The 26,333-nt window shown below is 69.5% G+C and carries 26 protein-coding genes; 14 read left to right on the forward strand and 12 right to left on the reverse strand.

Going from position 1 to position 26,333, the window contains the following annotated elements:
• Positions 1-32 precede the first annotated feature (32 nt).
• From J2X46_RS05255 to J2X46_RS05295, 9 genes are all read left to right on the forward strand, one after another.
• Entirely contained in the window at positions 33-1,061 is a 1,029-nt protein-coding gene (locus J2X46_RS05255; RefSeq protein WP_310247759.1) for a polysaccharide biosynthesis protein, read from the forward strand.
• A complete protein-coding gene (locus J2X46_RS05260; RefSeq protein ID WP_310247761.1) occupies positions 1,061-2,023 on the forward strand; it encodes a hypothetical protein in 963 nt (320 codons plus the stop codon). The genes J2X46_RS05255 and J2X46_RS05260 overlap by 1 nt, the downstream gene beginning before the upstream one ends.
• Before the next feature lie 8 nt (positions 2,024-2,031).
• Positions 2,032-3,252, forward strand: coding sequence for a glycosyltransferase family 4 protein (locus J2X46_RS05265; protein WP_310247764.1), 1,221 nt, complete (start codon positions 2,032-2,034; stop codon positions 3,250-3,252).
• Positions 3,249-4,175, forward strand: a complete 927-nt coding sequence (locus tag J2X46_RS05270) for an NAD-dependent epimerase/dehydratase family protein (protein WP_310247766.1) — start codon at positions 3,249-3,251, stop codon at positions 4,173-4,175. The genes J2X46_RS05265 and J2X46_RS05270 overlap by 4 nt, the downstream gene beginning before the upstream one ends.
• Positions 4,157-5,293, forward strand: a complete 1,137-nt coding sequence (locus tag J2X46_RS05275) for an NAD-dependent epimerase/dehydratase family protein (RefSeq protein WP_310247767.1) — start codon at positions 4,157-4,159, stop codon at positions 5,291-5,293. The genes J2X46_RS05270 and J2X46_RS05275 overlap by 19 nt, the downstream gene beginning before the upstream one ends.
• Complete coding sequence (gene wecB, locus J2X46_RS05280) at positions 5,290-6,414, forward strand: non-hydrolyzing UDP-N-acetylglucosamine 2-epimerase (RefSeq protein ID WP_310247770.1); 1,125 nt, start codon at positions 5,290-5,292, stop codon at positions 6,412-6,414. Before J2X46_RS05275 ends, wecB begins: the two co-directional genes overlap by 4 nt.
• Before the next feature lie 7 nt (positions 6,415-6,421).
• Positions 6,422-7,570 (forward strand): glycosyltransferase, encoded by a 1,149-nt coding sequence (locus J2X46_RS05285; RefSeq protein ID WP_310247773.1) that lies wholly within the window; start codon positions 6,422-6,424, stop codon positions 7,568-7,570.
• Positions 7,571-7,632: 62 nt separating this feature from the next.
• Positions 7,633-8,193: an acyltransferase gene (locus tag J2X46_RS05290; protein ID WP_310247776.1), complete on the forward strand. Its 561-nt coding sequence runs from the start codon at positions 7,633-7,635 to the stop codon at positions 8,191-8,193.
• The gene (locus J2X46_RS05295; protein WP_310247780.1) at positions 8,193-9,410 is read left to right on the forward strand and encodes an O-antigen ligase family protein; all 1,218 of its coding nucleotides are present in this window, start codon (positions 8,193-8,195) and stop codon (positions 9,408-9,410) included. Before J2X46_RS05290 ends, J2X46_RS05295 begins: the two co-directional genes overlap by 1 nt.
• Here the strand turns inward: J2X46_RS05295 and J2X46_RS05300 are convergent.
• The 4 genes from J2X46_RS05300 to tviB all read right to left on the reverse strand — a co-directional run bounded on the left by J2X46_RS05300 (position 9,371) and on the right by tviB (position 14,044).
• Positions 9,371-10,690 carry a hypothetical protein gene (locus J2X46_RS05300; protein WP_310247782.1) on the reverse strand — a complete coding sequence of 440 codons (1,320 nt, stop codon included), beginning with the start codon at positions 10,688-10,690 and terminating at the stop codon, positions 9,371-9,373. The genes J2X46_RS05295 and J2X46_RS05300 overlap by 40 nt on opposite strands.
• A 34-nt stretch (positions 10,691-10,724) precedes the next feature.
• Positions 10,725-11,717: a glycosyltransferase family 4 protein gene (locus J2X46_RS05305; protein ID WP_310247784.1), complete on the reverse strand. Its 993-nt coding sequence runs from the start codon at positions 11,715-11,717 to the stop codon at positions 10,725-10,727.
• 106 nt (positions 11,718-11,823) lie between these two features.
• Entirely contained in the window at positions 11,824-12,750 is a 927-nt protein-coding gene (locus J2X46_RS05310) for an NAD-dependent epimerase/dehydratase family protein (RefSeq protein ID WP_310247786.1), read from the reverse strand.
• A gap of 13 nt (positions 12,751-12,763) precedes the next feature.
• Positions 12,764-14,044: a Vi polysaccharide biosynthesis UDP-N-acetylglucosamine C-6 dehydrogenase TviB gene (tviB, locus tag J2X46_RS05315; protein WP_310247787.1), complete on the reverse strand. Its 1,281-nt coding sequence runs from the start codon at positions 14,042-14,044 to the stop codon at positions 12,764-12,766.
• Between the two features lie 410 nt (positions 14,045-14,454).
• Here tviB and J2X46_RS05320 point away from each other — a divergent pair, with 410 nt between their 5' ends.
• Complete coding sequence (locus J2X46_RS05320) at positions 14,455-15,699, forward strand: hypothetical protein (RefSeq protein WP_310247789.1); 1,245 nt, start codon at positions 14,455-14,457, stop codon at positions 15,697-15,699.
• A gap of 66 nt (positions 15,700-15,765) precedes the next feature.
• Here J2X46_RS05320 and J2X46_RS05325 read toward each other — a convergent pair whose 3' ends face one another.
• Together J2X46_RS05325 and cysD are read right to left on the reverse strand one after the other, a co-directional pair.
• A complete protein-coding gene (locus J2X46_RS05325; protein ID WP_310247791.1) occupies positions 15,766-17,037 on the reverse strand; it encodes a GTP-binding protein in 1,272 nt (423 codons plus the stop codon).
• On the reverse strand, positions 17,037-17,951 hold the full coding sequence (cysD, locus tag J2X46_RS05330) for a sulfate adenylyltransferase subunit CysD (protein WP_310247793.1): 915 nt from the start codon (positions 17,949-17,951) through the stop codon (positions 17,037-17,039). Before cysD ends, J2X46_RS05325 begins: the two co-directional genes overlap by 1 nt.
• Before the next feature lie 102 nt (positions 17,952-18,053).
• Between cysD and J2X46_RS05335 the strand changes: the two genes are divergently transcribed.
• Positions 18,054-19,232 carry a glycoside hydrolase family 16 protein gene (locus tag J2X46_RS05335; protein ID WP_310247795.1) on the forward strand — a complete coding sequence of 393 codons (1,179 nt, stop codon included), beginning with the start codon at positions 18,054-18,056 and terminating at the stop codon, positions 19,230-19,232.
• A gap of 30 nt (positions 19,233-19,262) precedes the next feature.
• Here the strand turns inward: J2X46_RS05335 and dtd are convergent, their stop codons facing one another.
• Positions 19,263-19,709: a D-aminoacyl-tRNA deacylase gene (gene dtd / locus J2X46_RS05340; RefSeq protein ID WP_310247798.1), complete on the reverse strand. Its 447-nt coding sequence runs from the start codon at positions 19,707-19,709 to the stop codon at positions 19,263-19,265.
• Positions 19,710-19,726: 17 nt separating this feature from the next.
• On the opposite strand from dtd, the gene J2X46_RS05345 reads away from it, so the two are divergent.
• Positions 19,727-20,551, forward strand: a complete 825-nt coding sequence (locus J2X46_RS05345) for a 3-keto-5-aminohexanoate cleavage protein (RefSeq protein WP_310247800.1) — start codon at positions 19,727-19,729, stop codon at positions 20,549-20,551.
• Between the two features lie 91 nt (positions 20,552-20,642).
• Here the strand turns inward: J2X46_RS05345 and J2X46_RS05350 are convergent, their stop codons facing one another.
• The 4 genes from J2X46_RS05350 to cysC all read right to left on the reverse strand — a co-directional run bounded on the left by J2X46_RS05350 (position 20,643) and on the right by cysC (position 24,340).
• Positions 20,643-21,482 carry a DUF559 domain-containing protein gene (locus tag J2X46_RS05350; RefSeq protein ID WP_310247803.1) on the reverse strand — a complete coding sequence of 280 codons (840 nt, stop codon included), beginning with the start codon at positions 21,480-21,482 and terminating at the stop codon, positions 20,643-20,645.
• A gap of 139 nt (positions 21,483-21,621) precedes the next feature.
• On the reverse strand, positions 21,622-22,632 hold the full coding sequence (locus J2X46_RS05355; RefSeq protein WP_310247805.1) for a sulfite exporter TauE/SafE family protein: 1,011 nt from the start codon (positions 22,630-22,632) through the stop codon (positions 21,622-21,624).
• Positions 22,629-23,156, reverse strand: a complete 528-nt coding sequence (locus J2X46_RS05360; protein WP_310247807.1) for a hypothetical protein — start codon at positions 23,154-23,156, stop codon at positions 22,629-22,631. Before J2X46_RS05360 ends, J2X46_RS05355 begins: the two co-directional genes overlap by 4 nt.
• On the reverse strand, positions 23,153-24,340 hold the full coding sequence (gene cysC / locus J2X46_RS05365; protein WP_310247810.1) for an adenylyl-sulfate kinase: 1,188 nt from the start codon (positions 24,338-24,340) through the stop codon (positions 23,153-23,155). Before cysC ends, J2X46_RS05360 begins: the two co-directional genes overlap by 4 nt.
• Positions 24,341-24,380: 40 nt before the next feature.
• Between cysC and J2X46_RS05370 the strand changes: the two genes are divergently transcribed.
• Positions 24,381-25,358 (forward strand): asparaginase, encoded by a 978-nt coding sequence (locus tag J2X46_RS05370; RefSeq protein ID WP_310247812.1) that lies wholly within the window; start codon positions 24,381-24,383, stop codon positions 25,356-25,358.
• Here the strand turns inward: J2X46_RS05370 and J2X46_RS05375 are convergent.
• Positions 25,355-25,807 carry a VanZ family protein gene (locus tag J2X46_RS05375; protein WP_310247814.1) on the reverse strand — a complete coding sequence of 151 codons (453 nt, stop codon included), beginning with the start codon at positions 25,805-25,807 and terminating at the stop codon, positions 25,355-25,357. The genes J2X46_RS05370 and J2X46_RS05375 overlap by 4 nt on opposite strands.
• Positions 25,808-25,935: 128 nt before the next feature.
• Here J2X46_RS05375 and J2X46_RS05380 point away from each other — a divergent pair, with 128 nt between their 5' ends.
• The gene (locus J2X46_RS05380) at positions 25,936-26,331 is read left to right on the forward strand and encodes a helix-turn-helix transcriptional regulator (protein ID WP_310247815.1); all 396 of its coding nucleotides are present in this window, start codon (positions 25,936-25,938) and stop codon (positions 26,329-26,331) included.
• Positions 26,332-26,333 lie beyond the last annotated feature (2 nt).

Genomic DNA, 26,333 nt, shown 5'->3' on the forward strand with positions numbered 1-26,333 from the left:
CCATCCCCCCTCATCCTGAAAGCGAGATCCCCGTGTCGACCCCCGTCGATCCCCAGTCCACCGTGCTCGTGACTGGTGGCACCGGTTCGTTCGGTCACACGATGGTGCGCCGGCTCCTCGACTCCGGGGTGGGTGAGGTCCGCGTGCTCAGCCGCGACGAGCTCAAGCAGCACGACATGCGTCTCGAGCTCGCGGACGACCGGGTGCGCTTCTACATCGGCGACGTCCGGGACTACGACAGCGTGGACCGCGCCACGCGCGGGGTCGACCACGTCTTCCACGCGGCCGCGCTCAAGCAGGTCCCCAGCTGCGAGTTCTTCCCCCTGGAGGCGGTGCGCACCAACGTGCTGGGCAGCGCCAACGTCATCGAGGCCAGCAACAAGAACGACGTGCGCTCGGTCGTGTGCCTCGGCACCGACAAGGCGGCCTACCCCGTCAACGCGATGGGCATGTCCAAGGCCATGATGGAGAAGGTCGCCCAGGCCTTCGCGCGCAACAACCCCACTGCGCACACGGTCGTCTCGACGGTGCGCTACGGCAACGTGATGATGTCCCGGGGCTCGGTGATCCCGCTGTTCGTGGAGCAGATCAGGTCGGGTCGTGCGGTGACGGTCACCGACCCCCGCATGACCCGGTTCCTGATGTCGCTCGAGGAGGCCGTCCTCCTCGTCGAGCACGCTTTCGCGCACGCGGAGCCTGGTGACCTGTTCATCCGGAAGGCGCCTGCCTCGACCATCGAGGACCTCGCGAGGGCCGTCGGGAAGGCGATGGGCGTCGAGCCCGACCTCCAGGTGATCGGCACCCGGCACGGGGAGAAGCTCTACGAGACGCTGGCCACGCGCGAGGAGCTCGCCCGCGCCACCGACCAGGGCGACTACTTCCGCGTCGCAGTCGACGCCCGCGACCTCAACTACGGCGAGTACTTCGACGAGGGCGACAGCCGCGAGTCGGAGCTCGACGACTACCACTCGCACAACACCGAGCGGCTGGACGTCGACGGCGTCGTCCAGCTCCTGGACACGCTGCCTCGGTTCCGTCAGCAGATCGCCGCCGGAGTGTGATGGTCGCCTTCTCGGTGGCACTGGCGGCCGGCCTGGCGTTGACCGGCCTGCTCGTGCCGGTGCTACGACGCGCCCAGCTCCTCGACGTACCCAATGAGCGGTCCTCCCACACCGCGCCTGTGCCGCGCGGGGGCGGGTTGGCCGTGATGGCTGCCGTCGCGATCGCGACCGCCGCTGCCTCCCTGGCCGGCGATGACGTGCTGTGGGCACCGCTGGTGGTCGCGCTCGGGCTGGCCGGAGTGGGTCTGGTCGATGACCGTGCCTCGCTGCCGGGGGCTGTTCGGCTCGTGCTCCAGCTCCTCGCCGGCGTGGTGGTCGCGGTCTGGACCTGGTCGGCCACCTCACCTGCCCACGCGGTGGCCCTCTTCGCGCTGGTCGTCGTGGTCGGCGTCGCCGGCTACGTCAACGCCTTCAACTTCATGGACGGCATCAACGGCATCTCCGCGCTCACCGCCGTCGTGGCAGGCGCGTGGTGGTGCTGGGTCGCCGTCCAGTACGACCTCGACGGCCTGCTCGTGCTCGGGGCGAGCGTGGCGGGGGCGATGCTCGGCTTCGCGCCGTGGAACACCCCACGCGCGCGGGTCTTCCTCGGAGACGTCGGCAGCTACGGCATCGGCTTCCTGGTCGTCGCGGGAGCTGTGTGGGCCTGGGCGGGTGGTGTGCCGGCGCTGCTGTGCGTCGCGCCACTGGTCGTCTACCTGGCAGACACCGGCTGGGTGCTGCTCAAGCGCGCTCGCGGACGGCGTCCGCTGATGCAGGCGCACCGTGAGCACGTCTACCAGCAGCTGGTCGACCTCGGTTGGACGCACACGGCCTCGGCCCTGATGTGCGCGGGCGTCAGCGCCCTGGTGTGCTGTGCCGCCGCGTTCGCCCCGCTCGAGGTGTCTTTGCCCGTGGTCGCCCTCGCGCTGGTGGGCTACCTCCTGCTGCCCCGCTTCACGCGACCGGAGGTCGTGGCGTGAGGATCGGGATGATCAGCCAGTGGTACGAGCCGGAGACCGGTTCGGCTGCGCACCCCACGGCGATCGCCCGCGGGCTGCAGGCGCGCGGGCACCAGCTCCGGGTGCTGACGGGCTTCCCCAGCTACCCGCAGGGCAAGGTGTACGACGGCTACCGGATGCGGCCCCGGGCCCACGAGCTGCGCGACGGCATCGAGCTGCTGCGGGTCCCCGACCTGCCCAGCCACGACCAGAACGCACTTCGGCGGGGGCTCACCCTGACGTCGTTCGCCGCGTCGGCGACCGCGCAGGTCGGCTGGCTGCGCGGCGCGGACGTCGTGCTCACCTACCTCTCGCCCGCCACGGTCGGGCTCGCCGCCTGGGCCCTGGACCGGGTCAGCGGAGTGCCCTACGTGCTCTACGTCCAGGACCTCTGGCCCGAGACGATCACGGCGAGCGGCTTCCTGCCCGGAGAGCGGCTCAACCGGGCCGCCGAGACCGCCATCAACATCGGCCTGCGCGGGCTCTACCGGCGCGCCGCTGGAACGGCCGCGCTCAGCCCGACCATGGCCAGGACGCTCGCGGGGCGCGGAGTCGTGGTCCCTCCCGTGTCGATCCCCAACTGGGTCGACGAGGAGATCTTCGCGCCAGCAGCGCACGCCACGTCGCGGGAGCTGCCGGAGGACCGCACGTGGATCATGTACGCCGGTGGGATGGGCGACGTGCAGGCGCTCGACCACGCCGTGATGGCCGTGGCGCGGCTCTCCGCTCGTCCGGACATCGGGCTGGCGTTCGTGGGCGACGGCGTGGCGCGGGCGCGTCTCGAACGGCTGTCGGCCGACCTGGGAGTCTCCGACCGGGTGCTGTTCCTCGGAGCGCGTCCGATGTCCGCGATGCCCGGGCTCATGGCCGAGGCCGCGGCCCAGCTCGTCTCCCTCAAGGATCTGCCACTCTTCCGTGGCACGATCCCGAGCAAGGTCCAGGCGGCCATGGCGTGCGGGAGCCCGATCGTGTGCGCGGTCGCGGGAGAGGCCGCCGACGTCGTCACCCGTGCGGGCTGCGGCATCGTGGTGGCACCCGAGGACGACGCCTCGCTGGCGGAAGGATTCGTCGCGATGGCCGACCTCAGCCTCGCCGCGCGCCGGCAGATGGGTGCTGCCGGCAGGACGGCCTACGTCCGGGACTACTCAGCGGCCGCCGGCACCGAGCGCCTCGAGCAGCTGCTGGTGAGTGCGGCACGGAGGAAGCGATGAGCCCCCGACCGACGACAGGCCCCGTCGCGGTGCTCGGAGCCAGTGGCTTCGTGGGATCGCACGTGGTCTCTGCGCTGACCCAGCGAGGAGTCGACGTGTTGCCCGTTCGCGCCCCTCGCCTCGACACCGGCGCGCGGACGGCGTCCGACCTGCAGGCCGAGCTCTCGCGTGCTGACGTGACGGCGGAGATCGAGCGTCTCCGAGGGGAGCTGGCCGACGCCAGGGCAGTGGTCAACGCCGCCGGCCTCGCCCACGCCACCGGAGCAGGCGACGACCTCTTCGGGGCCAATGCGCTCCTGCCGGCAGTCGTGGCCGATGCAGCACCGGCCGGTGTCCGGCTCGTGCACGTGAGCTCCGCCGCGGTCCAGGGACGCAGGGACCCGCTCGACGAGACGACGGAACGCGCGCCGTTCAGCCCCTACTCGTCCTCGAAAGCGCTGGGAGAGCAGCTCGTGGGACAGCGTGCGGGGACGGTGTGCTTCCGTCCCACGTCGGTCCACGGAGCTGACCGAGCGGTCACGCGCAGCCTGCACCGTGTCGTCTCGTCTCCGCTCGCGTCGGTGGCCGGGTGGGGAGACGGACCGACCCCGCAGGTGCTGGTCGAGAACGTCGCCGACGCAGTGGCCCATGTCGTGCTGGTGCAGGAGTCGCCGCCCGAGGTCGTGCTCCAGCCGTGGGAGGGGTTGACCGTCGCTGGACTGGTGCGAGACCTGGGTGGGCGCGAGCCGCACCACCTCTGGACCTGGCTCGCACGCCTCCTCGTGCGGCTCCTCACCGTCGTGGGCGCGCTGGTTCCCCCGGCGGCGGGCGTGGCGCGGCGGCTCGAGATGTTGTGGTTCGGTCAGGGGCAGGTCGCAGGCTGGTTGACCGCGGCCGGCTGGTCGGCTCCGATGGATCGGCGACGATGGAAGGACATGATGTGAAGCAGGTCGCGATCACGGGAGGCTTCGGCTTCCTGGGCTGGCACACCGCGTGCCGGCTCCGCGCGCTCCACGGGATCGAGCCCGTCCGGCTCGGCCGGCAGGAGCTCGCTGACCCGGACGTGCTCGCCGCCGCGCTCGACCGTGCCGACACGGTGATCCACATCGCGGGAGTCAACCGAGCCGCCACGGACGCCGAGGTGGAGTCCGGCAACGTGAGCGCTGCCGAGTCGCTGGCGGTTGCGTTACGAGCGTCCGGCCGGCCCATCGACGTCGTCTACGCCAACTCGGTCCAGGCCGAGCTCGACAACGCCTACGGCCGGGGCAAGGCAGCGGCAGCGGGCGTCCTCTCCGCTGCGTGTGCAGACACGGGCGGGCACTTCGCCGACCTGCTGCTGCCCAACCTGTTCGGAGAGCACGGGCGCCCCGGCTACAACTCCTTCGTGGCCACGTTCGCCCACGAGGTCGCTGCGGGGCGAACGCCCAGCGTGACGGGCGACCGGGAGATCGAGCTGCTGCACGCCCAGGACGCCGCTGCGGCACTGATCGCGGCGACGGGACAGGACGTACGCACCCGAGTGGCAGGCGAAGCGATCCGTATCAGTTCGGTGCTCGAGGCGTTCGAGGAGTTCCACGAGCTCTACGGCGGTCGGGGAGAGATTCCCGACGTGTCCACCGCGATGCGGCTCAACCTGTTCAACACCTACCGGGCGGCGGCCTTCGCCGACGCGCCCGCGGTGGCTCCCCAGGTGCACTCCGACAACCGCGGAGACCTGTTCGAGACGGTGCGGTCGCACGGCGGGACAGGCATGTCCTACGCCTCCACGACCAAGCCCGGCCAGAAGCGTGGCGAGCACTACCACCTGCACAAGATCGAGCGCTTCGTGGTGGTCAAGGGCGAGGCCGAGATCCAGCTGCGCCGGCTGCTGCACGACGAAGTCGTGACCCTGCGGGTGAGCGGCGAACGGCCCGTCTTCGTCGACATGCCGACGCTGTGGGTGCACAACATCCGCAACGTGGGTGAGGACGATCTGCTGACCGTGTTCTGGGCCGACCAGCTGCTCGACCAGCAGAATCCTGACCAGTTCCCCGAGACCATCGCCCAGGAGGCGCACGCATGAAGGTCATGACCGTCGTCGGCACGCGTCCGGAGATCATCCGGCTCGCCCGGGTGATCGACCGTCTCGACGCCACGAGCGGCATCGAGCACGTGCTCGTGCACACCGGTCAGAACTACGACCACTCCCTCAACCAGGTGTTCTTCGACGACCTCGGACTGCGCGCCCCCGATCACTACCTCGGCGTCGACACGAGCAGCCTCGGAGCGGTGCTGGGCGGCGTGCTGGTCGGCACGGAGAAGGTGCTCGTCGAGGAGCGTCCGGACGCGCTCTTGGTCCTGGGCGACACCAACTCGTGCATCGCGACCGTGATGGCGAAGCGGATGCGGATCCCGACCTACCACATGGAGGCCGGCAATCGCTGCTTCGACGAGAACGTGCCCGAGGAGACGAATCGCCGGCTCGTCGACCACGTCGCCGACTTCAACCTCGCCTACACCGAGCACGCCCGTCGCAACCTCCTCGCCGAGGGCCTGCACCCGCGTCGTGTGCTGGTGACGGGCTCGCCGATGCGGGAGGTGCTCGAGCACTTCCGCGACCAGATCGAGGCCTCCGCCGTCCTGGACGAGCTCGAGCTCGAGTCGGGTGGCTACTTCCTGGTCAGCGCGCACCGGGAGGAGAACGTCGACTCTCCCGAGCGGCTCCAGATGCTCATCGCCTGCCTGGAGCGGGTCGCCGCGGAGTGGGGCCTGCCCGTCGTGGTCAGCACGCACCCGCGCACCCGCAAGCGAATGGAGGCCCTGGGCCACGAGGTCGAGGGCGACATCCGCTGGCTGGAGCCCTTCGGCTTCCACGACTACAACAAGCTCCAGCTCGAGGCGGCCTGCGTCCTCTCCGACTCCGGCACGATCTCCGAGGAGTCGTCGATCCTCGGCTTCCCCGCCATCACCCTCCGGGACTCGATCGAGCGGCCGGAAGCGCTCGACACAGGTTCGATCATCATGACGGGCCTCGACGTCGACGACGTCGAGCGGGCGGTCCGGATCGCCATGGAGGACGGTGCGATCTCCTCGTCGATACCCGCGGGGTACGAGATCGGCGACACGAGCAACAGGGTGGTGCGGTTCATCGCCTCTACGGCGTCACGGCACGCGGCGTGGGCCGGCATCCGGGGCACCGGGTGACGTCAGGGTGAAGATCGCCTACGCCGTTCCCCACCCGGTGACCGGAGCCATCCGGCAGAGAGTCCTCGGGTTGGTGAGGTCAATCCGTGCTGCCCGACCAGACGTCGAGGTCACCGTCCTTGCCCCGGCGATCGACCTGCCCGCAGAGAGCGCCGGGACGGTGACGTTCCGAAGGGTCGAGGTGATCCCCGACGGCGCCGACGCCAAGGACAAGGTGGCGCGGCGGGTGCGTCTGGGCACGGAGACGGTCGCCGAGCTCGGTCGGGTCCGTCCGGATCTCGTCATCATCTACGGCGGCGGCGCCCTCTACATGGGCAGGATCCAGTCGTGGGCGCGGCGAGTCGGGTGCCTCGTGGCCGCCGATGCCGTCGAGTGGTACGACCGCTCGCACCTCCCCGGTGGCCGATGGGGCCCGTTCGCCATCGACAACGAGCTGATGATGCGTCGTTCGCTGCTTGCGTGCGACGGAGTCATCGCAATCTCGCAGTTCCTCGCCTCCTTCGTCTCCAGGCAGAGCAGCGCCTCGGTGGTGGTGATCCCTCCCCTCCTCGACGTGCAGGCGATCGCGTGGGAGGCGGGCCGCGGTGCCCTGCAGCGCTTGGCCTACTGCGGCACTCCCGGCCGGAAGGACGACCTGGGCGTGTTCATCGCGGCGCTGTCAGCCGTCGATCCCGACGGAAGGTCGTTCGAACTGGTGGTCGCCGGCCCGAGCGAGGATGACCTGCTGAGGCTTCCCGGGGTCACGTCCATCCCCGACTCGGTCCGGACAGTGGGTCGTCTGTCGTCGGAGGACAGCCTGGCGCTCGTCACAAGCGCGACCTGGGCACCCTTGGCTCGACCGGACAAGCGGTTCGCCCACGCGGGTTTCCCCACAAAGCTGGTCGAGGCGCTTGCCGCAGGCACACCGCCGATCGCCAACCTCACCTCAGACCTAGGGTCGTACCTCAAGACCGGCCGGAACTCGCTCGTGATGGCAGACAGCACCCTCGAATCCGCCATGGTGGCCTTGGACACTGCGCGTTCGCTGTCGGAGGCGGACATCGCGGACATGTCGGGTCGCGCTCGCGTGACCGCCGAGGAAAACTTCGACTTCCGGGCGCACGCTGCGCATCTGGACAGCTGGCTCGGCGAGATGTCGTCACGGGGGCGTGCATGAGATGGGCTGAGGCCTTCTGGAGGGGGCCGTCGCTACTGGCGCGTGCGTCGCGACGGGCGCGAATGATCCCTCACCGCCCTCGATTCGCCCGCCACGGCTCGAGGTTCTTCTTCGACCCCTCCGGTACGTACTCCTACGGCAACGTCTCGGTCGGGTACAACGTCAACCTCGGTCACCGTCCCACCCTCATCGCGGCGCAGTCGCGCATCATTATCGGGGACAACGTCATGTTCGGGCCCGACGTGTCGATCTTCGGCGGGGGCCACAACATCTCCGTCGTAGGTACCCCGATGATCGACGTCATCTGGAAGCGCGGTGACGAGGACCTGGGAGTCTCGATCGGCAACGATGTGTGGATCGGCACCCGGGCGGTCATCCTGCGAGGCGTCGACGTCGGGACAGGCTCCGTCGTCGCAGGAGGAGCGGTCGTGTCCAAGTCGGTGCCCGACTACGCCATCGTGGCCGGCAACCCGGCGCGCGTGGTGGGCCACAGGTTCACGCTCGACGAGGCGATCTCGCACGAGACCCAGATGTACGGACTGCCTTCGTCGGAGAGGTTGGAGACGCTGAGGATCATGATCGAGTCGGACGCGATGCTTCCGCGTCGACAGGTGCCGCTTTGATGCCGAACGCCAGCCGGGTCGGGATCCGGCAGATGATGGGCAACGAGGTGCTCCGCTGGGACGCACGAAGCCTGGCGGTAGCGGGTGTGGCCGCGTTGAGTTTCGTCGCGCCCAACTTGGCGTGGCGCGAAGGTGCGCTGTTGTGCCTGCTGGTGCTACTGACGTCCCTTCGGACGTTCAGGCCGGCGCCGGCCGATTTTGCCGCGATCGGACTGACAGGTCTCGCCTTCACGTCATTGCTGTGGACGAGCTCCACCGCACTCACCGTCACCACTAGCGTCAACCTGGCGACCAGCGTGGTCGTGTTCATGTCCGTTCGAGCCGTGTGTCGACGGAGACGCGACGTCGTCATCGTCGGCTCCGGAATGATCGCCGGTGCGACGATCGCCGTCCTCGCGGCGGCTCACAACGCCTCAGGGTTCCGTCTGGCCGTTCAGGCCACCGCGGATCGCGTCGGCGTAAACGGGGTCAACGTCAACTTCACGGCGTACTCGCTGGTGACCGCAGCGGCCGTGATGTCTGCCCTCGTCGTCTTCCGACGCAACCGCTCGGACTACTACCGCCTCGCCGCGGCCGGTGCATTCCTAGCGGTCGTCTACCTGGGAGTCGTCCTCACCGGGGCTCGTGGGGCGATGCTGTCCCTTGTGGGACTGGTCGTCTGGCTCGTCGCCTCACGGTTCCTGCCGCGCCTGGTCTGGTGGGCGCTGATCGTCGTTTTCGTGATCTCAAACGCTGCCATCGCCTTGGGGTGGAGCGACGCCCTGCTGCGCAGGTCCGCGACAGGCAGCACCCGAGAGACGGGGGACCTGAACGGTCGTCTAGGCGTGTGGCCACTGGCCCGGCACGTGTTCGAAGACAACTGGCTGCTCGGTGGGGGCGCTGGCTCGCTCCCCTCCGCGCCTGGCAACACGATGGGGATCAACGCCCACGCTGTCGTCCTCGACGTGGCCGCGGGCCTGGGGAGCTTGGGAATCGTGGCGTTCGCGAGCGTGTGGATACTTGCGCTGCGCGAGCCAATGTCGACTGCCGACACGCGGGTGATTCGGGCCGTCGGCGCGTTCTTGGTGGTGAGCCTTCCGGTGATCCTGACCGGCTTCTGGTTCGAGTCGATCGTGCTGTGGTCCGCCATCGCCTTCTTCTCGCGCGTCGACGTCCTCGCGCTGGCGGACGGCCGTTCCTACTCCGACGAAGTGCTAGGCGTGACAGACGATCGGTAGCCGGCCAGCAGGGCAGGCAGAACCGTCACGAGGTAGGCGACAGTGCCGACAAGCGGCACCCACTCGATCCCCAGCTGCTCGGCTGCGACGACCTTGCCCGGCGCCGACACCAGCAGGAAGGCGGTCCAGCCCAGCATTTGTGGACGCATATGACCGGCAGCGTTCTGCACCATCGAAAGGGGCGATGTGGCTGACACGACGAGCCACCATGACGCGAGCGCCAGCAAGAGCGTGTAGTTCGCTGTCTGCACGCCGTGAGTCAGGACGTCGAGCAGGACTTGCGTCAGTGCGATCACGGCGACGGACGCCAGCAGAACGGTCGCACTCGACAGCTTGACCATGCGTGCCGTGGTTCGACGGACCCAGGGGTAGTCGTGAGCGGCGAGCGCACGAGCGTTCATCGGCCAGAGGGGCTGGTTCACAACGGTGACGATTAGGCCGAGAGCTGTCAACAGACGCGCTGAGACCCCGAACTCGGTGACCGCCGATGCGCCCCTGACCTGAGCGATCACGAGGTTGTCGAGGTTGTACGCCACGGCCGCCATCGTGGTGATGACCAAGAACGCGCCGCCGAGGCGAAGGAGCGGCCCTGCCTGATCTCGTTTGATCCCGCCCCATGTGGGTCGCAGATGAGGGTTGGCACGGAAGAAAGTCGCGCTCGCGACGATGTTCGCCACGGGTGGTCCTGACGCGGCAGCGAGCACGAGCAACCACAGGGGGGCGCCGACAGCCGCAGCAATGGCCGCACACGCCAGCGACGTCCACGGGCCGAGCGCGGTGATGAGGTTGCTCCGCGAGACCTGCTCAGCGGCGTACTGAACGCGCTGGATCAGTGAGAGTGGCACGTTGCACGCGAACATTCCGATGGACACCATCGCGAGCGTCCTCGCCTCCTGGGACATGGAGTCCGAGAGACCGACGATGGATGCCCACGAGAGAACGTGAAGCGTCACGGAAAGCGCGAGTAACATCATCAGCCCGGCGATCGACACCAAGAGGTACGCCGTCGAGATCTCTCGCTGGGCCTGGGTTCGATCGCCGATACCGAGCGACCGCGAGAGCTGCGTCATGAGCCCGTTGCCCAGACCGAGGTCGGCCCACACGAGCATGCCCGTGAGCGAGGTGACGGTCAGCCAAGCGCCGAACGTCTGCTCTCCCATCGCCGGCAGCAGCACGTAGATCAACGCAAAAGGCGCGATCGCCGCAGAACCCCGGCTCACGGCAGCGGTCATGATGCCGCGGACGATCTGCTGCTCTCGCGTGAATCTGCTCGTCGTCACCTCTACCATCCCGGTGTGGTCCTCACGGTCAGCACTACTCGGACAACCACAGGCGTCGATAGGCGTCGACGACGACGTCCAGGGAGTAGGTCTCCCTGACTCTGCGAAGGGCGGTGGCCGCCATCGACGAGCGAATCTCTGGGGCCGACGTGACAACCTCGAGGGCCGCGACGAGCGCTGGCACGTCCTTCGGCGGCACGACGATCCCCGCGCCGTCGCGCAACATCGCGGGGATCGCGCCCACGGATGTCGCGACGACAGGTGTTCCGGTGGCCATAGCTTCGAGGATGACGTTTGGAAAGCCTTCCGTGTGGCTGGGAAGAACGAGGAAAGCTGCCTGCGTCATTTCCGCGATGACCTCGTCATGGCTTCGCGGTCCCACTAGCTCGATTGACGCGTCGAGCGTTCCCAGCCAGGCGGGGGACGCGTAGGTGGCAGCGGGAGGGCCGACGAGTCGCAGATGCCAGCCGCTCGGCGCCAGGTCGGTCCAGGCCGAGACCAGTTCGTCGATGCCCTTGGACGCTCCGACGGAGCCCACGAAGAGTGCGACGCGGGAGTCCCTCTCAAGGTTGGCCTCGTAGCGCTCCGTCTCGATGAAGTTCGGCAGGATCTGCGCCCGGGTGGACCCGACGAGGTTCGAGACGGCACGGTGCGTCGGTTCGTCGATGCTCAATGTCACCGAGGCGGTCCTGACAGCCCGACGGAGCAGCCTCCCCTCGCCCGAACCGTTCGACAGGATCTCCGGCGTGCGACCGAAACGGAGGTGCAGGACGGTCCGCACTCGGAGTCCCCTACAGACGGTCAGGGCGATGAGATCGCGGACCAGGCCGAGACTTCCAGAGCTGTTAACGTGCACGCACGATGGCCTGCCGGACGTCATGAAGCGGGCGAGAAGCCCGTGGAGGACGATCAGCAGCTGCCGCAGCCCGCTGGCCACTCTGTGGACAGTGCTGGTCTCATCTGTCCGCTGTTGCCTGTGGGACGAGTCGACGACGAGCAGCTCGACCCCGATCCGCTCCGCGGGCATATCCACCATCGTGCGTGTCCAGCGAGCTATGCCGCCGAGCGGTGGGGGCAGAGGCGAGATCAGGACGACCTTCGGCAGCGTGTCGGCCGCGCCACGTCGCCAAATCCTACGAGACATCACGGAACCACTGAAGCGTGTCCTGCAGGCCCTTCTCGAGCTCGACTGCGGTCACGTCGGGGAACAGCGCTCGAAGTGAGGCATTGTCAGCCTGCGAGTGCGGAACGTCGCCGGGGCGTGGATCGCGGTGACGCACGTCGGCCGTCGACCCGGCCACCTCCTCGATGTGGCGCGTCAACTGCAGGAGTGAGGTGTTCGTGCCGAAGGCGAGGTTGACCGGCTCGGGATGGGAGACCTTGCGCTCGACGGCGTCGAGCAGGACCGAGCACACAGTGCCGACGAAGGTGAAGTCGCGGGAGTTGCTGCCGTCTCCGTTGATCCACAGCGGCTCATCTCGCAGCAGTGCGTCCAGGAACGTGGGGATCACGGCTGCATAGACGTGGCCGGCGCGCTGCCGGGGGCCGTAGACGTTGAAGAACCTGAAGGCGAGCGTGTCCATGCCGTACGACTGCTGGTAGGCGAGTGTGTACTGCTCTGTCGACAACTTGCTGACGGCGTAGGGGCTCATGGGGCGAACCCACTCGCGCTCGCTCTTCGGGAGGGCCGGGTTCAGTCCGTAGACGCTGCTCGACGACGCGCAGACGGCGTGTCCGACGCCAGCGGCCCTGGCCGCCTCGAGGACCCGAAGGGTGCCGGTGGAGTTCACCTCGTGGCTGCGGACCGGATCGGCGATGCTGCGTGGCACCGAGCCGAGCGCGGCCAGGTGAACGACGCTGTCCACTCCCTCGACTGCGCGTTCCAACGCGGAGGGGTCGAGGATGCTGCCCTCGATGAAGTCGACGTCGAGCCCGTCCAGGTTGTCGCGGAACCCGGTGGACAGGTCGTCGAGCACGACAACCTCGTGGCCGTGAGAGAGAGCGAGCCGCGAGAGGTTGGAGCCGATGAAGCCGGCGCCACCAGTGATGAGGATGCGCATCAGGATTCCAGTCTCATAGTCGAAGGTCGGCTGCGCCCTTGGGCAGCAGTGACTTGAGGTCGTAGAGGACGTGTCCGCCCCGCTTGCCGTACGCCCGCACACCGTCAGAGCCGAGGGCACGGAACTCGTCGTGACCGACGGCCAGGATGACAGCGTCGTAGGTGTCCACCTCCGGCGTGACGACCTCGATGTCGTACTCGTGGCGTGCCTCGTCGACATCGACCCAGGGGTCGTGGACATCGACCCGCATCCCGTAGGTGCCGAGCTCCGAGACGATGTCGACGACGCGCGTGTTGCGCAGATCGGGAGTGTTCTCCTTGAACGTCAGCCCCATCACCAGGACGCGGGCGTCGCGTAGGTCGATCCCGTTGGCGATCATCGCGCGCAGGAGCTGTGCCGCGACGTACTCACCCATGGAGTCGTTCAGCCGGCGACCGGCGAGGATCACCTCGGGGTGGTAGCCGACCGCCTGGGCCTTGTGGGTCAGGTAGTAGGGGTCGACGCCGATGCAGTGACCGCCCACGAGACCCGGCCGAAACGGGAGGAAGTTCCACTTCGTGCCCGCGGCCTCGAGCACGTCGAGGGTGTCGATGCCGAGGCGGCTGAACACCAGCGCCAGCTCGTTGACCAGGGCGATGTTGATGTCGCGCTGGATGTTCTCGATGACCTTGGCCGCCTCGGCGACCTTGATCGACGGCGCCAGGTGGGTGCCAGCCTCGACGACGGTGTTGTAGAGCGCGTCCACGAACTTCGCGGCGTCCGGTGTGGACCCCGAGGTCACCTTGACGATGGTCTCGAAGCGGTGCTCCTTGTCGCCCGGGTTGATGCGCTCGGGGGAGTAACCCACGAAGAAGTCCGCGTTGAACTTCAGTCCGGAGATTTCCTCCAGGAGCGGGACGCAGTTCTCCTCGGTCGCGCCCGGGTAGACGGTCGACTCGTAGATCACGACATCGCCGCGCTTGAGCGTCATCGCCACGGTCCGGGTCGCAGCGAGCACCGGGCCGAGGTCGGGCTGCTTGTGCTCGTCGATGGGCGTCGGGGTGGTGACGATGTAGACCTCGACGTCGCGGAGGACCTCGACGTCGGTGGTGGGCGTGAGGCGCTTCGCCGCCTGGAGCTGTTCCTCGTCGACCTCGAGCGTCCGGTCGTGCCCCGCGCTGAGCTCCTCGACGCGAGTCGGGTTGATGTCGAAGCCCACGACATCGAAGTGCCTGGCGAACGAGACGGCCAGCGGTAGCCCGACATAGCCGAGACCGATGACGCCGATGACTTGGTTACCGAGTGCCAAGGACATGAGTGTTGGACAGCCTTCTTCGTGTGTGGACGGCGCTGCGGTCCAGCCCACCCCGCGCGCGGAGCCGCGAGGAGCAGCAGCCGAGGCGGATCGTGCGGGTGGTCACCGCAACCCCCTGCGAGCCGTCAGGTGACCTCGTCGAGCGGCCGTTCGCAGCCGGTCGTCAGACTGGGTCTGCGGCTGGCGTGGGCGAGGGCCCCTCGTCGGGACAGCAGGCACCATGGTAACGACGCGCGAACCCAAGCAGGAATCCGCGTCCGCTCTGTCGGCTGTCCGCTGGACGCGGATCTCCGATGGCCCCGTCGAGCGCTGCCCGTCGCGCCGCCTGACCTCGAGCCTGGGAGACCGCGCTGCTAACGTCGATGGCCTTGTCTGCATTGAACCAACCGCTCACGTCGAAAGTCTGCGACTTGTCCCCGATGTCCTCGTCCTGGCGTCCGCTCCGTCTTGTCACCTGGCTGCCACTGGCCGTGGCCCTGACTCTGCCGCTGGGGGGTGCCGTCGCGCCCGCCCACGCCCAGAAGATCAAGCCGGAGTTCTGGGGCATGCACGACAGCGACTGGACCACGGCGCCGGGCGCCCAGGTCGGGGCCGCGAACTTCACGACCTCGCTCCTGTACTGGCAGAACGTCGAGACACGGCAAGGCCACTACGACTGGAGCCGGCTCGACCAGCAGGTCGCGGCCGCCGAGAGCATCGGCGCCCAGCCGATGGTCCTGCTGGGACAGACGCCGCGCTTCCACTCCACCCGGCCCGGCTCGGCGGAGTACGACGACTTCATGCCTGATACCGCCGCCTGGAAGCGGTACGTCACCAAGCTCGCCACGAGGTACGGCACGAGGCTCGACTACCAGATCTGGCCGGAGCCCAACATCGTCCAGAACTGGAAGGGCACGCCGCGCCAGATGGCTCAGCTCACGGCGATCGCCAGCAAGGCGATCCGGAAGGCCGCCGGCCGGAAGGCAAAGGTGGTCTCCCCTGCGGTCGCCCTGCGGCTCGCCAGCCAGCGCAGGTGGACGCTCGAGTACTTCCAGCAGCGCATCGGTGGCGTGCGGGTCCACCGCTACATCGACGCGATCGCGATCGATCCCTTCCCGGAGCAGAGGGGCACTCCCGAGGACTCCTACGCGATCATGAAAGACATCCGGCGATCGCTGGCCAGCATCGGCGTCCGCAAGCCGATCTGGAACAACGAGATCAACTACGGGGTCCCCGGTGGTGGCGCAACCACGACGACCAGGTACCCCGTCGCCAAGCAGCGCTCGTACGTCATCCGGACCTACGTGCTGAGCGCTGCGGCCCGGATGCAGCGCACCTACTGGCTGGGGTGGTTCAGCAACTCGACGATGGCGATCAACATGGCCGACAGCACCGGGCGCGCGCTCGGGCCGGGCAAGTCGTACGCCGTCGTGCGGTCGTGGCTGAACAGGACCAACTTCAAGGGCTGCACCACGAGGAAGGGACTCTGGCGCTGCACCGCCAAGAAGGGCGGCGAGGTCCGCACGATCTACTGGAAGCGTCGTGGCAAGGCCACGATCACGACGCCTCGCTCGACCGTGCGGGTCGAGAACCAGAACGGGGCGGTGGACGACCGCGGCGGCCGCACCACGGTTCGCGTGACGTCCAGGCCGATCATGGTCGCGTCACAGCGCTGAGCGCGTCCCTGAGTGCCGAAGAGGCCCCGACCGTGTCCGGTCGGGGCCTCTTGCGTGCGGCGCGCGTCAGCTGCCGCTGTTGATCATGCCCGCGCCGACGGTGACGCCGGTGGCCTCGTCGATCAGGATGAACGAGCCCGTGGTGCGGTTCTTCGAGTACGGGTCGCACAGCAGCGGCACGGTGGTGCGCAGCTGGACGCGGCCGATCTCGTTGAGGCCGAGCTCGCCGGCGTCCTGGTCGCGGTGCAGCGAGTTCACGTCGAGGCGGTACTGGATGTCCTTGACCATCGCGCGACCCGTGCGGGTGGTGTGCTTGATGGCGAGCTTCTGGCGCGGACGCAGCGGCTCGTTGGTCATCCAGCAGACCATCGCGTCGATGTCCTGGCTGGGCTTCGGAGCGTTCTTGACGCGGGCGATCATGTCGCCTCGCGAGACGTCGACGTCGTCCTCGAGGCGCACCGTGACCGACATCGGCGGGAACGCCTCGTCGACCTCACGGTCGAAGAGGTCGATCGCCTCGATCTTCGAGGTCATGCCGCTGGGCAGCACGATGACCTCGTCGCCCTTCTTCAGCACGCCGCCGGCGATCTGGCCGGCGTAGCCGCGGTAGTCGTGGTGCTCGTCCGACTTGGGACGTACGACGTACTGCACCGGGAAGCGGGTGTCGACGAGGTCGCGGTCGGAGGCGACGTGCACGTGCTCGAGGTGGTGCATCAGCGTCGGGCCGGCGTACCACGGCGTGTTCTCCGAGCGGTCCACGACGTTGTCGCCCTTGAGCGCCGAGATCGGGATGACCTCGAGGTCGGGGATGTTGAGCTTGGTCGCGAACTGGGTGAACTCCGCGTGGATCCGCTCGTAGGTCTCCTCGGACCAGTCGACGAGGTCCATCTTGTTGATGCAGAGCACCAGGTGCGGGACGCGCAGCAGCGACAGCAGCACCGCGTGGCGGCGCGACTGCTCGGTGAGGCCCTGGCGGGCGTCGACGAGCACCAGGCCGAGGTCGGCGGTCGAGGCGCCGGTGACCATGTTGCGGGTGTACTGCACGTGGCCCGGGGTGTCCGCGATGATGAACTTGCGGGTGGGCGTGGCGAAGTAGCGGTAGGCGACGTCGATCGTGATGCCCTGCTCGCGCTCGGAGCGCAGGCCGTCGGTGAGCAGCGACAGGTCGACGTACTCGTGGCCCTTGTCGGTGGAGGTCTTCTCCACTGCCTCGAGCTGGTCGGCGAAGATCGACTTGCTGTCGTAGAGCAGGCGGCCGATCAGGGTCGACTTGCCGTCGTCGACCGAGCCGGCGGTCGCGAATCGGAGCAGGTCCATCTGGCCATCGGTGGCGCCCATCAGAAGTAGCCTTCCTTCTTGCGGTCTTCCATGGCCGCCTCGGAGAATCGGTCGTCACCGCGGGTCGCACCGCGCTCGGTGACCCGGGCGGCCGCGACCTCGTCGATGATCTCGTCAATGGTGCTGGCGGTGGACTCCACGCAGCCGGTCAGCGTGATGTCGCCACACGTGCGGAAGCGCACGGTGCGCTCCTCGGCGGTCTCGCCGGGGCGCATCGGGTTGAGCGGCGTCTCGGTCATCAGCATGCCGTCGCGCTCGAAGACGCGGCGCTGGTGGCTGAAGTAGATCGAGGGGATCTCGATGCCCTCGCGGCCGATGTAGTCCCAGATGTCGAGCTCGGTCCAGTTCGAGATCGGGAAGATGCGCATGTGCTCGCCGGCGTGCAGGCGGCCGTTGTAGAGGCTCCACAGCTCGGGGCGCTGCATCTTCGGGTCCCACTGGCCGAACTCGTCGCGGTGGGAGTAGACGCGCTCCTTGGCGCGGGCCTTCTCCTCGTCGCGGCGTCCGCCACCGAAGGCGGCGGTGAAGCCGTTCTCCTCGATCGCGTTGAGCAGGGTCGCGGTCTGCATGCGGTTGCGGCTGGTCTTGCCGTCGTCGACGAGGACGCCGTTGGCGATCGCCTCGTCGATCGACGCGACGACCAGGCGCACGCCGAGGCGGTCGACCCAGCGGTCGCGGGTCTCCATGACCTCGGGGAAGTCCAGTCCGGTGTCGACCTGCATGATCGGGAACGGGATCTTCGCCGGGTAGAACGCCTTCTCCGCGAGGCGGAGCATGACGATCGAGTCCTTGCCGCCGGAGAACATCAGGACCGGCTTCTCGAACTCGGCGGCGACCTCACGGAAGATGTGGATCGACTCCGCCTCGAGCTGGTCGAGCTGACTCAGCTGGTAGTCGACGTGGGTGTTGGTCATGGCGTAGCAAGGACCTCTCTAGGGACAGCAGCCATCATCGTAGCGACGGGCGTCGCCCCGGTGAATTCGCGTCGCCGGGTGTGGTCGGCAAGACTCGGGCGAATGAGCCGCAACCTCCGACTCGCCCCCCGCTCCTCACGCCCCAGGCGCCTGCTCTGCGGGTTGCTGGCCGTGGCCTTCGTCACGGCAGCCTGCTCGTCGTCCGGCGACGACGGCCCGCCGTCGTACTCCACGAGCGACCGGCTGAAGGTGCAGGTCCTGCCCCAGCTGGCGGCCACGGGCGAGGACACGCAGCTGGCCGACTCGGCCGCGTGGGTGGTCGACGCCACGGTCGCCGACGAGGATGAAGGCACCGCCGTCACCCTCTACGCCAGAACCGGTGACGGCGGGTGGGCGGCCGTCTCCGAGGAGGAGACGGACGACAAGGGCCACGTCGCGCTGACCAGCACCACGCCCGGCGAGCTGCAGGTCATCGTGGGCGACGACGACGACGCGATCGGCACCAAGGTCTCCACCGCCGACGCCCCCCAGCCCACCTTCACCGACGACTTCGAGGCCGACACCGTCGACCTGAAGAAGGGCGGCGTCTGGCGCACCCGCGAGCAGGGCAACATCGGCCTCCGCACGTGCTCGCGCGCCGACGCGAGTGCAGCCTCCGTCCAGGACGGCGTGCTCCAGCTCAGCGTCGACGAGGACCCCGAGAAGGAGGGTCAGGACTGCCAGCTCCCCGGCCGCCGCAAGCAGGTGGCCTACCGCGTCAACGGTCACGTCGGCACCGAGGGCCTCTACAGCTATACCTACGGCTTCGCCGCGGCGCGGATCAGGACCCAGTCGGCCCGTGGCCAGCACTCCGCCTTCTGGATGCAGGCCGTCGGCGGCCAGCACAAGGGCGGCGCCAAGAAGGGCGGCGCCGAGATCGACGTCATGGAGTACTTCGGCGACAACCACCCCCAGGGCGGCCTGACGAGCTTCACCTACTACCTCGACAAGGCCGGCAAGAAGCGGACCGTCGGCGGCTGGGTGCCCGACCTCGACCAGTACGGCGACGACTGGTCGAAGAAGTACCACGTGTTCTCCGTGGAGTGGACGCCCGAGGAGTACGTCTTCCGCATCGACGGCCAGGTCACCCACCGCATCGAGGAGGAGACCTCCGGGCGCCCGGAGTTCCTGATCCTCAGCCTGCTGTCCTCCGACTACGAGCTGCCGCGCTTCAACGGCGAGCTGCCCGAGCACATGGAGGTCGACTGGGCGCGAGTGTGGGAGACCGGACCAAAGTCCTAGGTCTCGATACGCCCGCTCGTTCCTCGCGGGCTACTCGACCACCTGGGGAGCTGGGGTGTCGAGGACGAGGGTGATCGGTCCGTCGTTGACCGACTCCACCCGCATGTCGGCGCCGAAGCGCCCGCGCGCCACCTGTGCGCCGAGCCGCTCGAGCTCGGCGCACACGGCGTCGTACAACGGCTCGCTCACGGGACCGGGCGCGGCGGCCTGCCACGTGGGGCGGCGGCCCTTGCGGGCGTCGCCGTACAACGTGAACTGGCTGACGACCAGCACCGGCGCACCCACGTCGCTGGCGCTCTGCTCCTCGCGCATCAGCCGCAGGTCCCAGATCTTGCGGGCCGTCCACGCGACCTCCGCGGTCCCGTCGTCGTGGGTGACGCCGAGGTAGACCAGGAGCCCGGGGCGGTCGAGCTCGCCGACCACCTCGCCGTCGACCCGGACGCTGGCGGAGAGGACCCGCTGGATGACCGCACGCATGGTGCAAGGATGCCGCCATGTCTGATGCGTTGCTGATCACGGTCGCTCCCACCGGAGCCGAGACCGCCAAGGCCGACTGCCCGCAGCTCCCCACCACCCCGGAGGAGATCGGCCGCACCGCCGCCGAGTGCGAGGCCGCCGGCGCCGCGATGATCCACATCCACGTCCGCGACGGCGAGCACGCGCCGACGCTCGACCAGTCGCTGCTGCGCGAGTGGGTCGCGGCCGTGCGCGAGTCGTCGTCGCTCGTCGTCCAGCTCTCGACCGGCGGGTCGGTGCACGACCCGCTCGACAAGCGCCTCCAGGTCCTCGACGCCGAGCCCGACTCGTGCTCGCTGACCATGGGCACGACCAACTTCGGCGACGACGTCTTCCTCAACCCCTGGCCCTTCGTGAAGGACCTCTACCAGCTGGCGCTCTCGCGTGGTGTGGCTCCCGAGTTCGAGCTCTTCGACCTCGGCCAGGTGCACGCCCTGGGCCGGCTGATCCGGGAGTACGGCACCCCTGCCGGCGGCAAGGTCCACGTCGACTTCGTGATGGGCGTCCCCGGCGGCATGCCGGGCACCGCACCGGCGCTGGTCGCCGGGGTCGCCGCGCTGCCGCCCGAGGTCACCTCGTGGTCGGCCACCGGCATCGGCCGCTCCACGCTGTCGGTCGCGATGGCCTCGCTCTCGATGGGCGGGCACCTGCGCGTCGGCATGGAGGACGTGCTCACCATCAGCCGCGGCGTGCCGGTCGAGTCCAACACCCAGCTCGTCTCCCGCGCCGTCGACCTCGGCCGGATCGCCCAGCGCGCGCCGATGACCCCGGCCGGCTGCCGGGAGCTCCTCGGCCTGGCCTGAGGGCCACTTTCCGCAGCCCTCCCCGGCGACACGCCGTACGCCACTCGCGACACGCCGCGCACCCGGCCTGCCGCGTCCCAGGACCGGCCCCTCAGGCCGCGACCGGCAGGGCTAGCGCAGCGCGCACGGTCCGCACCACCACGTCGGGTGCGAACATCACCTGCTCCCACGTGAACCGCAGGACCGTCCAGCCGGCGACGACGAGCGCGTTGTAGCGCAGGCAGTCGGCGTCGTGCTCGGGCCTTCCCGCGTGGAAGGCCCAGGAGTCGGCCTCGATCGCCAGCGCGTGGAACGGGTCGGCCAGGTCCGGGTGGTAGGTCACGCCGGAGACGGTCGTCTCCCACTGAGGTACGACGTCGATGCCGGCGTCGACCAGGATCGCCCGGAGCGCCGACTCGAACGGGTTGGCCGCGAGGTGCGTGGCGTGCTCGAGGACCTTCCGCACGTGCGCCGGGGTGTCCGGGCGCAGGCTGGCCATCAGGTCGTCGTGGGTGAGGTCGCCGTGCCGCAGGGCCGAGTCGGCGACCGCGAGCGCCTCGCTGAAGGGGAGCTCGGCGGCGCAGTCGAGCACCGTGCGCAGATGCGAGGTCGACCACCCGTCGAGGTCGTTGCGGGGCAGGGTGTCGCAGACCAGCTCGCCGTCGACCGGGTGCTCGGGCTTCGCCCGCGCGACGACCTGCGGGTAGCGCGCCGGCCACTGGGTCTCCCACCCCAGGTGCGCGGCCGCCGAGAGCAGCCGCAGGTGACCTCCCACCTCGAGCGCGACCGCCCGAGCCTGGTCGGCCGTCGGCAGGGAGTAGCGGCCGCGCGACACGTGCACCACGTGTCGCGCCTCGACGGCACGGCGCAGGCGCTTGCGCGTGGTCAGCAGGAGGATGTCGGCCGTGGACCCGATGCCGCCGAGGCGGGTCAGTGCATCCACGGCGTCCATGGCCAGTGAGTGTCGTCCGGTCGCTCGAGAGGCGCGACCACTTCTCCACAGGGGCCGCTTCGAAGCGTCGGCGCCCGCGACACGCCGTACGCCGTCTCCGACACGCCGACCCACGGCCGGGGCAGACCAGGAAGCGGCCCTAGGACTCGTCGACCTTCTTCATGCCCACGAGCCCGGGGCGGTAGCTGGGGTCCTCGAGCTGGGCGATGGTCGGCTGGCCGAACATCGGGAGCCCCTGCGACTTGCGGATGAAGCCCCACACGACCGGCAGCACGAGGAGCACGACGAGGCCGACCCCGGCGATGAGCATCGGGTGGGTCTCGTCCTCGCCGGCGCCCAGGGGAGCCCAGCCGGCCTTGTCGAGCAGCGCGACGCCGCTCATCGTCAGCACCACGACGATGCCGCGCCGGATGAACGACTGCGGCACGCGCGGGGCGATCGCGGAGCCGATCAGGGTGCCGGGGACAGACCCGAGCACGAGCGGGATCAGCAGGTTCCAGTCGAGGCCGTGGAGGGCGATGTTGGAGATCGCGGCCGCCAGCACGAGCGGCACGGCCTGGACGAGGTCGGTGCCGACCAGGCGCACCGCGGAGAGACCGGGGTAGAGCATCAGCAGCGCGATCATGATCACCGAGCCGGAACCGACGCTGGTGATTCCGACGAGGAGGCCGCCGAGGGCGCCGACGAGCAAAGTCGGGACGGGGCGGATCGCCGGGTTGTCGTCGGGGTGGTCGCCGCCGCGGACCCGCAGCAGGTTGAGGTAGAGCCGCAGGGCGTACGTCGCTGCCGCGAGCAGCAGCGCGAAGCCGATGCACAGCTTGAGCGTGTCGTCGATCTCCTCCGGTGGGACGACCCACGAGACGAGGTGGGGCCCGAGCAGCGCCATCGGGATCGACCCGATCATCAGCCACTTGGCCAGCTGCATGTTGGGCGAGCCCTCGCGCTTGTGCACGATCGCGCCGCCGGTCTTGTAGATCGCGGCGGCGGTCAGGTCGGCGGTGACGACCGTGGCCGCCTCGCCCACGCCGAGGAAGATGAGGGCGGGCGTCATCAGGGCGCCGCCGCCCATGCCGGTCAGCCCGACCACGATGCCGACGAAGAAGCCGGCCGCGAGGATCGAGAGCGCGGTGAGGGTGAGGAGGTCACTCATGCGCGGGATCCTCCCAGTCTCGGCACCAACACACCCAACATGCTCGAGATTGTGCCCGCCGCCGCCTCGGCGGCCGCAGTCCCGCGCCGGTAGGGGTCGGCGATGTCGTGCTCGGGACGCGGCGCCGAACGCCGCTTGCCGGCGGCCGCGAGGAGGTCGCGACCGTCGAGGTCGGGGTGCTCGGTGGCGAAGGCCGCGAGCTGCCCGACGGTGAAGACCTTCCGGAAGTGCTCGGGGTGCTCGTCGAGGACGTACGAGCGGTGGGACGCCTCGGCGGTCAGCACGAGGTCCGCGTCGCGGAGGATCGCGGCGTCGAGGCGGCGGCTGCGGAAGGCGTCCGCCGCACCGGCGGGCAGCAGCACGGCCATCTCGGGGTTCATCGGCTCGTCGACCCACCCCTGCGTGCCGGCGCTGGAGAACTCCAGCGGAGCGTCGCCCGCCAGCTGCCTCGCCGTCAGCTCGAGGAACGGTGAGCGGCAGATGTTGGCGGTGCAGACGAACAGGACCTTCAGCGGCTCGCTCATGCCGACCCCTCGGGGGAGCCGGTGAGGTGGAGGTAGCCGGCCTCGTCGAGGGCCACGAGGACGTCGTCGAGCGCGTCCTCGATCGTGCGACCGGTGGTGTCGACGCGGACGGCAGGGTCGGTGGGCTCCTCGTAGGGCGAGGAGATGCCGGTGAACTCGGGGATCTCGCCCGCCCGCGCCTTCGCGTAGAGCCCCTTGCGGTCACGGCGCTCGCACTCCTCCAGCGGCGTGGCGACGTGGACCAGGAAGAAGGCGCCGCCGGCGTCCTCGACCATCTGCTGCACCTGGTCGCGGGTCTCGGCGAAGGGGGCGATCGGCGAGCACACCGCGACCCCGCCGTGGCGGGCGATCTCGGCAGCGACCCAACCGATGCGGCGGATGTTGGTCTCCCGGTCGGCCTTGGAGAAGGTGAGGCCCGCCGACAGGTGGCGGCGTACGACGTCGCCGTCGAGGCTGGTGACCGATCGACCGCCCTGCTCGAGGAGGAGGTCCATCAGTGCGCGGGCCAGGGTCGACTTGCCGCTGCCGGAGAGGCCGGTGAAGAACAGCACGAGCCCCTGCTCCTCGGGCTCGGGCTGGTCTTCCTCGACGATGGCACCGATCGTGTCGGGGTAGGCGGAGTCGCGGTCCGCGAGGGCGTGCACCGGGTCGGGGCCGGCGTAGGTCGCGACCACCTGGGCGCCGAGCTCGTGGTCGGCCTCCGCGTCGCCGTGCGAGGGCAGGGGTACGGCGATGACGGAAGCGTCGTCGAGCAGGTCGGCGGCCGCGAGCGTCGCCCGCACCAGCGCCACGGGGGAGAGCGACGGGGTGCCGGTGCCCATCAGCGCGACCAGTGCGACGCGGCCGAGGCCGCGGAGGTCGTCGAGGTCGGCCTCGGTGAGGGCGTCGACGACGGGCACGAAGGTCGCGCCGGCGTGCTGCTCGCGCGCCTGGGCCGGCGTGAGGTGCAGCCGGCGGAAGGGGCCGTACTGCGCGTGCGTCAGGGGCTCGAGCGCGCCGTCAGCCGCAACGCGTGCGAGGGGCAGGCCCTCGGGGTCGACCAGCTCGGCCTCGGTGGCGCCGTCCGGGAGCGCCAGCGTGACCGGCGAGCCGGGCTCGTTGAAGCGGGTGACGGGGGCGTAGGCACCGGAGACCAGGAGCTCCAGGTCGTCGAGCTCGGTCGGCGTGGGGCAGTGCTGGATCACCCGCGCATCTTCTCAGACCTGTGGTCGGTAGCCTGCGCCCATGTCTGTCGCTGGTCTGCCCGTCGCTCTGCCCGTGGTGGCCGAGATCGTCCGCTCCGGTTTCGTGGAGGGTCACCACTACGGCTCGGTCGTCGCGCTCGCCGCCGACGGCTCGGTGGACTGGTCGGTGGGCGCGGTCGACGTGCCGGTGCTGCCGCGCTCGAGCAACAAGCCGATCCAGGCGCTGGCCATGCTCGAGCTGGGCCTCGACCTGCCGGCTGAGCTGGTGGCCCTCGCCTGCGCCTCCCACTCCGGCGAGCAGTTCCACGTCGACGGCGTACGCCGCATCCTGGCGACCGCCGGGCTCGACGAGTCCGCGCTCCAGACCCCGCCCGACTACCCGCTCGACGACGATGCCCGCGAGGCCGTGATCCGCGCCGGCGGCACGAGGTCGTCGATCCTGATGAACTGCTCGGGCAAGCACGCGGCGATGCTCGCCACGTGCGTCCTCCGCGGCTGGGACACCGCGACCTACCTCGCACCCGACCACCCGCTGCAGGTGGCGATCGCCGAGACCTTCGCCCGCCTGACCGGTGAGCCGGTCACCACCGTCGCGATCGACGGCTGCGGCGCTCCGCTGCTCTCCACCTCGCTGGTCGGGCTGGGGCGGGCGTTCGCCGCGCTCGCGACGGCCACGGAGGGCCCCGAGCAGCGGGTGGCCGCGGCGATCCGCCAGCACCCGGAGTACGTCAGTGGCTCCACCCGTGACGAGCTGCGCCTGCACCGCGCGGTCCCCGGCCTGATCGGCAAGGCCGGTGCCGAGTCGTGCTACGCCGTGGCGCTGCCCGACGGCCGTGCCTGGACGCTCAAGACCGACGACGGCGCCCCGCGTGTGCGCCCGGTGCTGATGGCCGAGGCGCTGCGCCGCTCCGGCGTGCTGGACGAGGGCGGCGTCGACGCCGAGGCCGTCACCGCGACGGGCCGGCTCGACCTGCTCGGCGGCGGCAAGCCGGTCGGGGAGATCCGCGCCGCGTTCTAACGGATCTGTCGTCGCTCCGCGGTGCCGAGGATCCCGACGAGCGCGGCCCCTGCGACGGCGCCGACCAGGGCACCGAGGGTGTTGGCCACCACGTCCGACATGGTGGCCGAGCGCTCGGACAGGGCGACGGCCTGGACGACCTCGACGGCGAAGGACGCCACGAACCCGCCGGCCGTCCAGTCGCGCCAGGTGAGGCGGTCCCAGAGCATGGCGCCCAGGAACGGGACCGGCGCGAACGCCACCACGTTGAGCACGAACTCGACCCGGGAGGTTGCGACGAGCGAGGACGGCAGGCCCTCCTCGGCTCCGATGCGAGCCACGGTCTCCACCAGCCACGTCGGGCCTGCCGGGGAGGGCGCCAGGAGTGCCACTGCGAGGACCGCGAGCCAGGCCGCGAGGAGCACGGCCACCAGTGCTCGCGCGTAGGGGTGGAGTCGTCGTCTGGCCATCGCACGATGGTAGGCCGTGCGATCAATTCCATGCCTGTTAGCGCGAATGTGCGCTTGTGCATTGGCGTGTGAGTGCGGTCACCGGCGAAGAGTTTGCAATCTGCTAACTGTGTTAGCAGACTGGAGACATGGCCAAGGACAAGAGTGACAAGGGCAGCAAGTCCGTCGTCAGCTCGCTGAACTCCCTGGGGGACTACCTCAAGGAGCAGCGCCTCGCGGCGCGGCTCTCGCTGCGTCAGCTCGCCGACCAGGTCGGCGTCAGCAACCCCTACCTGAGCCAGATCGAGCGAGGCCTGCGCAAGCCGTCGGCCGAGGTGCTCCAGCAGCTCGCCCGGGCCCTGCGGGTCTCGGCCGAGCAGCTCTACGTCCGTGCCGGGATCGTCCACCCCGACACGGAGCAGGCCGGCTCCGTCGAGCTCGCCGTCCTCGCCGACACCGGCCTGACCGAGCGGCAGAAGCAGTCGCTCCTCGACGTCTACGCCTCGTTCCTGGCACTCAACAACCACCCCGTACCACCTCAGTAGCC

Source organism: Nocardioides sp. BE266 (genome assembly GCF_031457855.1).
Lineage (GTDB): Bacteria > Actinomycetota > Actinomycetes > Propionibacteriales > Nocardioidaceae > Nocardioides.